1 protein-coding gene is annotated in these 1,066 nt (G+C 50.1%); it reads left to right on the top strand.

From position 1 onward, the window contains the following. Nucleotides 1–110 precede the first annotated feature (110 nt). The coding region (locus tag ACRRU2_RS28520; RefSeq protein WP_432506829.1) for an IS110 family transposase at nucleotides 111–1,066 on the top strand (956 nt) is incomplete at its 3' end.

Raw genomic sequence — 1,066 nt, 5'->3', positions numbered from 1 at the left:
TAAACATTCCTGTAGGTGCTAAGTTTTAGACTTGGACAAAAAAAGGGGCGCCTCGTATGATAGGGTGTGACGGGTCGGATGCCCTAAAAACCTATCAGGAGGCGCTTATTATGAAGTTTACAGGAAAAGCTGCAATAAATCAACGGATTGAACGAATTACCAATCAACATGCTGTAGTCGGGATCGATATTGCCAAAGACGTACACGCGGCTCAAATGATAGATTTTCGCGGGCGGGAATTGGTACGTCGCCATCTTAGTTTTACGAACACGCGAGAAGGATTTGAGAAGCTGGTTAAATGGATGCATGAAGTAGGCTCCTCTCATAATAAATCCTCGTTCCTTATTGGTATGGAGCCTACGGGCCATTACTGGCACAACCTTGCAGACTGGCTGCTGGAGCAGGATCTCGAAGTGGTGTTAGTGAACCCGGTGACCACACATCGCAACAAGGAAAACCGCGATAATAGCCCATCAAAGAACGATCCAAAAGATGCACTTGTGATCGCCGATGTGGTCAGTCGCGGCTACTACACCGATTATGCGCCGCAAGCGCCTGTATTTGAGCGAATTAAAGCTGTCATGAGCTCGCGCGAATATTGGTCTGGGCAGTCCATCAGTCTAGGCAACCGCATTGTGCGTTGGATTGATCTGTACTTCCCAGAGTTTCGAAGCGTCTTTTCTGAATGGAATGGTGTTCGTTCTCTCGCCACGCTAAAGGCCTTTGCGTTGCCTGACGATTTGCAGCAACTGGATGTGGACAGCGTATTAGAAGGTTGGCGTGAACAAGGGATGCGGCGTGTAGCTGGTGCTAGTGGTAGAGCAAAAGCGGCTCAGCTTCTAGCTGCTGCGGCACGTAGTATCGGGAAGTCGGGCACCAATGATGCCGCGCGTCAAGACATCCTGCGACTGCTACAATTTTACGAAGAGACGCAACGCGTACTGAGCGAGATGCAACTAGAGGTTGAAGCCCTCTTGGAGCAAGTCCCTTTCATTGAACAACTCCGCAGTGTGCACGGCCTAGGCACGATTACGCTAGCTTGTCTGCTGGGGTGTGCAGGCGATTT

The organism is Paenibacillus sp. GXUN7292 (genome assembly GCF_050864975.1).
Classification (GTDB): Bacteria; Bacillota; Bacilli; order Paenibacillales; family Paenibacillaceae; genus Pristimantibacillus.
This window is presented reverse-complemented; position numbering and strand designations above follow the sequence as displayed.